Source organism: Pseudomonas emilianonis (assembly GCF_023072625.1).
Lineage (GTDB): Bacteria > Pseudomonadota > Gammaproteobacteria > Pseudomonadales > Pseudomonadaceae > Aquipseudomonas > Aquipseudomonas paraveronii.
Window position 1 is genome coordinate 1 of sequence record NZ_JAKNRV010000297.1, and the last position, 6,548, is coordinate 6,548.

7 protein-coding genes and 1 pseudogene are annotated in these 6,548 nt (G+C 60.2%); 2 read left to right on the top strand and 6 right to left on the bottom strand.

Annotation, left to right across the window (positions count from 1 at the left end):
- The 3 genes and pseudogenes from L9Z73_RS22955 to kdpF form a co-directional block, all read right to left on the bottom strand.
- Positions 1-332, bottom strand: a pseudogene (locus L9Z73_RS22955) (potassium-transporting ATPase subunit B); the annotation flags it as partial.
- 19 nt (positions 333-351) lie between these two features.
- The gene (gene kdpA / locus L9Z73_RS22960; RefSeq protein WP_247405853.1) at positions 352-2,052 is read right to left on the bottom strand and encodes a potassium-transporting ATPase subunit KdpA; all 1,701 of its coding nucleotides are present in this window, start codon (positions 2,050-2,052) and stop codon (positions 352-354) included.
- Between the two features lie 9 nt (positions 2,053-2,061).
- A complete protein-coding gene (kdpF, locus tag L9Z73_RS22965; RefSeq protein ID WP_003218754.1) occupies positions 2,062-2,151 on the bottom strand; it encodes a K(+)-transporting ATPase subunit F in 90 nt (29 codons plus the stop codon).
- Positions 2,152-2,563: 412 nt separating this feature from the next.
- Between kdpF and eat the strand changes: the two genes are divergently transcribed.
- Both eat and L9Z73_RS22975 read left to right on the top strand, forming a co-directional pair.
- Entirely contained in the window at positions 2,564-3,928 is a 1,365-nt protein-coding gene (eat, locus tag L9Z73_RS22970) for an ethanolamine permease (RefSeq protein ID WP_247405856.1), read from the top strand.
- A 109-nt stretch (positions 3,929-4,037) separates the two neighbouring features.
- Positions 4,038-4,205: a DUF2897 family protein gene (locus L9Z73_RS22975; protein ID WP_177033373.1), complete on the top strand. Its 168-nt coding sequence runs from the start codon at positions 4,038-4,040 to the stop codon at positions 4,203-4,205.
- Between the two features lie 64 nt (positions 4,206-4,269).
- Here L9Z73_RS22975 and L9Z73_RS22980 read toward each other — a convergent pair whose 3' ends face one another.
- From L9Z73_RS22980 to L9Z73_RS22990, 3 genes are all read right to left on the bottom strand, one after another.
- Positions 4,270-5,118 carry an urea carboxylase-associated family protein gene (locus L9Z73_RS22980; protein WP_247405859.1) on the bottom strand — a complete coding sequence of 283 codons (849 nt, stop codon included), beginning with the start codon at positions 5,116-5,118 and terminating at the stop codon, positions 4,270-4,272.
- Positions 5,119-5,133: 15 nt separating this feature from the next.
- Positions 5,134-5,778 (bottom strand): GntR family transcriptional regulator, encoded by a 645-nt coding sequence (locus tag L9Z73_RS22985; protein WP_247405862.1) that lies wholly within the window; start codon positions 5,776-5,778, stop codon positions 5,134-5,136.
- 178 nt (positions 5,779-5,956) lie between these two features.
- Positions 5,957-6,289 (bottom strand): ComEA family DNA-binding protein, encoded by a 333-nt coding sequence (locus L9Z73_RS22990; protein WP_247405865.1) that lies wholly within the window; start codon positions 6,287-6,289, stop codon positions 5,957-5,959.
- Positions 6,290-6,548 lie beyond the last annotated feature (259 nt).

The following is a 6,548-nucleotide window of genomic DNA, read 5'->3' on the forward strand; positions in this document are numbered from 1 at the left end:
ACCTTCCTGCCGGCCTTGAGGCTATCGGCGCGGGCCTTGCCACGCCCTTCGGCCAGGGCCTCGGCGAAGTTGGCGAACAGCACGGTGAACCACAGCCACACGGCGATTTGCACGGCGACGAAGGTCGGCACAGTGGTGTCGGGCACGAAGCACAGCACGGTGGTGAGGATGGCGGTCAGTTCGACCACCAGCATCACCGGCGAGCGTTGCAGTTGCCGAGGGTCGAGCTTGACGAACGCTTGGACCAACGCCGGGCGCCACAGCGCGGAGATCGCGGTTTTGGCGGGCTCGTGGGTTTTGACCGGGCTCGCGTTTTTTGCTGGCATGTTCATTTTCATATCCCTCGGCTCTTCATTTAAAAGCAGCCATGCTCAGGTGTTCAGCAATAGGGCCCAGTGCCAGTGTCGGCAGGAAGGTCAGGCCGCCCACCAGCAAAATGGTCACGGTCAACAGGGTCACGAACAGCGGGCCATGGGTGGGGAAGCTGTTCTGGCCAATCGGAGCGGTCTTCTTCATCGCCAGGCTGCCGGCCAGGGCCAGTACCGGGAGGATGTAGCCGAAGCGACCGATCAACATGCCCAGGCCCAGCATCAAGTTGTGGAACGGGGTGTTGGCACTGAAGCCGCCGAACGCCGAGCCGTTGTTGGCACTGGCCGAGGTGTAGGCATAGAGCAACTGGCTGAAACCGTGGGGACCAGGGTTGCTGATCGCACCGGCCGGACCGGGCAGGCTGGCAGCAATGGCACCGAGCACCAGTACGCCGATCGGCATCACCATCAGGGTCACGACCAGCAATTGCACTTCCTTGGCCTGCAGCTTCTTGCCCAGGTATTCCGGGGTGCGGCCGATCATCAGGCCGGCGAGGAACACCGCGATCAACACGTTGAGCAACATGCCGTACATACCGGCACCGACGCCGCCGAAGATCACTTCGCCGACCATCATGTTGACCAGTGCCACCATCCCGCTGAGGGGGCTGAGGCTGTCATGCATGCCGTTGACCGAACCGTTGGATGCCGCGGTGGTGGTCACCGACCACAACACGGTGGCGGTGGTACCGAAGCGCGCTTCTTTACCTTCCAACGGCGCGGTTTGCTCAACCGCCGGGTTGTTCAGGGTCGGGTTGGGCTGGTATTCGGCCCACAGCGAGGTTGCGCCGCCGATCAGGAACAGGGCCAGCATGCAGGCGAGGATCGCCCGGCTCTGACGCAGGTCTTTCACGTAATGGCCGAAGGTAAACACCAGCGCCACCGGGATCAGGATGATCGCTGACAACTCGAACAAGTTGGCCCAGGCCGTCGGGTTTTCAAACGGGTGCGCCGAGTTCACGCCAAAGAAGCCACCGCCGTTGGTGCCTATTTGCTTGATCGCAATCTGGCTGGCCGCCGGGCCCAAAGGGATCACCTGGTCGACGCCCTGCAGGGTCACGGCATCAACGTAATGCGCGAAGGTTTGCGGCACGCCCTGCCACACCAGGAACAACGCCATCACCAGGCACAACGGCAACAGGCCGTAAAGCGTGGCGCGGGTCATGTCGACCCAGAAGTTGCCCAAGGTCTTGGTGGATTTGCGACCGATCCCACGGCACAGCGCGACCAGGACGGCAAGGCCGGTGGCGGCACTGACGAAGTTCTGCACGGTGAGGCCGGCCATCTGGCTGAGGTAGCTCAGGGACGCTTCACCGCTGTAGGACTGCCAGTTGGTGTTGGTCATGAAACTGATCGCGGTGTTGAAGGCCAGGGTCCACTCCAGGCCCGGCAACTTCTGCGGGTTCAGCGGGAAGTTGCCCTGGAACAACAGGATCGCGAACAGCAACACAAATCCGGCGAGGTTGAACGCGAGCAAAGCCAGCATGTATTTCTGCCAGCTCTGTTCCTGCTGCTCGTCCACGCCCGACAGGCGATAGCACGCGCGCTCCACGGGGCCGAGCAGCGGCGTGAGCCAAGTGCGCTGGCCTTCCATCACCTTGTAGTAGAACCGCCCCAGGAAGGGGGCCGGCACCAGCACCACGGCGAAGAAGGCGATGATCAGCCAATAGTCATAACTGTGCATAGCCTGCTCCTAGTTCCGATCCGCGCGTAACAGCGCAACCAGCAGATAAATGAACAGCGCCACGGCCAATAGCAGTGACACCCCGTCCAGAACGCTCATGGAAGTCTCTCCGTTTAGCGGCGAGTGCCGCGTGTGGGGCAATTGTCGGCAGGAGTGGTGTAAAGGAACGAGAGCGAGGGGGTGGGCGGGGCGTAAAGATGGCGTAAAGAGTGGGTTTATGCGGGGTTTACACTGGGGATTTCGGCGCCTGGGCGGGTTCTATCGGGAGCAAGCCCCCTCCCACACTTGACCGAGTTGTCATGCCGAGCGCCGATCAACCTGTGGGAGGGGGCTTGCTCCCGATCGCGCCGGCACAGTCACCGCCGCACCTATCTGGTGCAACGCCGGAAGATTTCAAACGCCAAACCATCCCCCACACGACAGTTGCGCATCTTTACGACACGGTTTTCTGGAGTGGCATGGCCGCTGCAATACCTTGAATCATTCCAAACCGTTCAGGGAGCGCAGCACGATGAACACACAACTCAAACCCACTTTGGGCACCCTGCATTTGTGGGGCATCGCGGTCGGGCTGGTGATTTCCGGGGAATACTTCGGCTGGAGTTATGGGTGGGGTGTAGCGGGAACGCTGGGCTTTCTGGTGACCTCGTTGATGGTCGCCGCGATGTACACCTGCTTTATCTTCAGTTTCACCGAGCTGACCACCGCCATTCCCCACGCAGGTGGGCCCTTTGCCTACAGCCGCCGCGCCTTTGGTGAGAAAGGCGGCCTGATCGCGGGCCTGGCGACGCTGATCGAATTCGTGTTCGCCCCGCCCGCCATCGCCTTGGCCATCGGCGCTTATCTGAATGTGCAGTTTCCCGCACTGGACCCGAAACACGCAGCCGTCGGCGCCTACATCGTGTTCATGGGCCTGAACATCCTCGGCGTAAAACTCGCCGCTACCTTCGAGCTGGTGGTGTGCGTACTCGCCGTCGCCGAACTGCTGGTGTTCATGGGCGTAGTCGCCCCCGCGTTCAGCTTCAGCAACTTCGCCCTCAATGGCTGGGCCGGCTCCGACACCTTCGGTGCTCCGGCGATTGCCGGGATGTTCGCGGCGATCCCCTTTGCCATCTGGTTCTTCCTCGCCATCGAAGGCGCAGCCATGGCGGCCGAGGAAGCGAAAGATCCCAAGCGTACCATTCCAAAAGCCTACATCAGCGGCATCCTGACCCTGGTGATCCTGGCCATGGGCGTGATGTTCTTCGCCGGCGGCGTGGGCGACTGGCGCACCCTGTCGAACATCAACGACCCGCTGCCGCAGGCCATGAAAACCGTGGTCGGTGAAAGCTCCGGCTGGTTGCACATGCTGGTGTGGATCGGCCTGTTCGGGCTGGTGGCGAGCTTCCACGGCATTATCCTTGGCTACTCGCGCCAATTCTTCGCCCTGGCTCGGGCCGGTTATCTGCCGTCGTTCCTGGCCAAACTGTCGCGCTTTCACACACCACACCGGGCAATCATCGCCGGTGGCGTGGTCGGCATTGCCGCCATCTACAGCGACGGCCTGATCAACCTGGGCGGTATGACCCTGACCGCAGCAATGATCACCATGGCCGTATTCGGCGCCATCGTGATGTACATCATGAGCATGCTCAGCCTGTTCAAACTGCGTAAGACCGAACCGCTGCTAGAACGCACCTTTCGCGCACCGGGCTACCCAATCGTGCCGGGGATTGCGCTGGTACTGGCGGTGGTGTGCCTGGTCGCCATGGCCTGGTTCAACGCGCTGATCGGGATGATCTTCCTCGGCTTCATGGTGGTCGGTTTCATCTACTTCCAGCTGACCGCGCAAGACCGCGCCGATGCACCAGCGGATGCAATGTTGACCGGGCTCTAAGGTTTTGAGGCGGAACAGGCCTACACTGAACTACTCAGAAAGCCTGTAACTCAAAGCAGTTATTACCGTGGGAAAACCTCCCACGGCAATCTGCCTCAAGGAGAGCGTTATGCCGTGGTATGCATGGTTGATTATGGTGGTTGCAATCGGGTCGATCGTCGGCGGGCTGATGATGTTGCGTGACAGCGCCAACAAAGTGGAACTCACCGACGAACAGCGTAAACGCGTGGCCGAGCGCAACGCCCAGGCGGATGCCAAGGATGGGCAAGACCGCTGAATGGGTTGCCCCTGTGGCGAGGGAGCTTGCTCCCGTTGGGCTGCGAAGCAGCCCCCTCCCCTGGTTACTCCCAATCCGCCTTGGCAATCTGCAACCCGTGCTGTCCCTTATAGGCAGCACGCTCAGGCTGGCTCCAACCGCTCAGCAACTCTTCTTCCAATCGATAAATCTCAACCCCCAGCGGACGGCACACCGTCAGCGGGTCCTGCGCATCCGGCCCCCACATCGGCAGCGACAGATCCCCACCCGGGCAAGTCGACAGCGCACATAGCAAATCAATCTCGGCAAAAAACTCCAGGTAATCGCCCTTCTGCGCCGGGCACGCCTTCATGAAATACATGTCGTCGTGATTCAGGCCCGTGCACTGGAAAATATTCAGCACGTCATGCACGTCAAATTCCGTCAGACCGTGAGGCAATACCGCCCGGGTCAGGTTCGAGTGGCAGTGATGATGGAAATCTTCGCCGGTGAGCATGCGGTTCACATACGGGTCGCAGCGGGTACCGAGCAAATCGTGCAAGCGCCCGCCGTGTTCATCAATGCCGTAGCTCGCCAGGCTGTCGTCGGTAATGGTCACCAACGGCCGCAGGAATGGCAGGTTCGACCACAGTCGGTCATGGGTGCTGACATGCGCACCCTGCAACTGGCGCGTGCGCGCGGCCCATAAGCGTTCGCGGGGATCATTCGCGTTCCACACGTTGAAATCGCCGACCTGCGGACCGACCGGCGTGGTGACGCGAAACACATGCCCGGCCGGCACCTTCCACGCCCTGCCCGTGCGGATGGGCACCTCGAACTGCTCAATCAAAGTGCGCTGATCCTTGCGCTCACGAATACGCTCATAAAACGCTGTGTCGACCTGCAACGCCGAACCTTTGCTGACCTGGTAAGCGGCTGGATAGTCTTTGTACATGCTGCGGTTCCTCGATCAAGGGTGCGTAAACAGAGCTAACGAAAGGCGTTCGGAATCATCCAGGTACAGGCTCATCGCCTCGCCTGCCGCCGGTTTATTTCCGTGGATCAGTAACTCGTATATTTCACGATCACGCTCCAGCCAGGGCGACTGAAAGCGCTGTTCATCGGGCGCGGCGCAAAACACCAGACGCAATTGGGCGATTACCTGAGCGAAAAACTCATCGAACAGCGGGCTGCGCATCATCCCGACAATCTGCTGGTGAAACACCAGGCTGTGGGTGGCCACCGCTCGCCAGTCCTCGCGCTCGCGGGCCAGCGCGGTGGCCTCGATGGCGTTTTGCATGCGCTCGGATTGGTATTGGGTGAGCGCACCGCTCTGGGCAATCGCCTGCAATTCAAGAGTGCGACGGACGACAAATAAATCCCGCACCTCTTCGCGCTCCAACCGACGCACCATCACGCCCTTGTTACGCACATACCGCGTCAACCCTTCCTGGCCCAAACGGTGCAACGCCTCACGAATCGTATTACGCGACGCGTTATAGGCCTTGACCAACTCCGCCTCGACCAGCGCCATTCCCGGCAACAGTCGGCCACCGATGATGTCGGCACGCAGTTCCAGGGCGATCTGGTCGGCTAAGGACAAGCTGAGTGGCATCGTTACCTCACGATTGTTGAACAATCCTCCCTGTGACAGCAATCACTTTCCATGCCAAGAGCTGCGCGGTGTAAAAAGATTCAGCTTGGTTAACACGCATCGTGGAACTCGTGGGTGACGGTTTGAAAGCGCAGAGCCCGGATGAAAAAAGGCCGGTCACTGACCGGCCCCTCGATACTTATTTGATCTCTAACCTGCCCCGATTTTTCTCCAGCAACGCCTTGCCGATGCCCTTTACTTCCAACAACTCATCCACCGCCATGAACGGACCGTTGCTTTCGCGATAGGCGATGATTGCGCTGGCCTTCGCGGCACCGATGCCGAAGAGGTCACGACGCAGGGTTTCGGCATCGGCGGCGTTGAGGTTGACCTTGGTGGATTGTTCGGATTGGGTCATTTGGGTGGTGATGGGGGTTGGGGGTTCGGGTTTGATCGATGGGGCTGCGGTGGTGGCGGCGGAGAGAGTGGTGAGGAAGGCGAAGATTAGGGAGGTGAGGTAGGTGTTTTGCATTGGTGAGGCTCCATGACATCGGTGAGGTAGAAAGGCAGCTTTTCCGAAGCTGCTTTTCTACGTTAGGCGATGGGGGGAGGGTGTCAAAAGTGGGTGGGTTACAGAGTGTTAATTCGTATGCGCGCCATGAGCTAAGCGCTCCATAAACCCCACATTCAAAGCGCTTAGCTGATCCCGGATGCTGTGCTCCCGATTTCTTTCTGGAGCCCCGCCGTCATGATGCGACCCGATGCCAAAGTCGAAAAAGTATATCTCTACC

What these genes read in the sequence shown, in the direction of transcription:
- kdpA (WP_247405853.1), bottom strand. Translation starts at nt 2,052, where the DNA reads ATGCACAGTTATGACTATTGGCTGATCATCGCCTTCTTCGCCGTGGTG.
- kdpF (WP_003218754.1), bottom strand. Translation starts at nt 2,151, where the DNA reads ATGAGCGTTCTGGACGGGGTGTCACTGCTATTGGCCGTGGCGCTGTTC.
- eat (WP_247405856.1), top strand. Translation starts at nt 2,564, where the DNA reads ATGAACACACAACTCAAACCCACTTTGGGCACCCTGCATTTGTGGGGC.
- L9Z73_RS22975 (WP_177033373.1), top strand. Translation starts at nt 4,038, where the DNA reads ATGCCGTGGTATGCATGGTTGATTATGGTGGTTGCAATCGGGTCGATC.
- L9Z73_RS22980 (WP_247405859.1), bottom strand. Translation starts at nt 5,118, where the DNA reads ATGTACAAAGACTATCCAGCCGCTTACCAGGTCAGCAAAGGTTCGGCG.
- L9Z73_RS22985 (WP_247405862.1), bottom strand. Translation starts at nt 5,778, where the DNA reads ATGCCACTCAGCTTGTCCTTAGCCGACCAGATCGCCCTGGAACTGCGT.
- L9Z73_RS22990 (WP_247405865.1), bottom strand. Translation starts at nt 6,289, where the DNA reads ATGCAAAACACCTACCTCACCTCCCTAATCTTCGCCTTCCTCACCACT.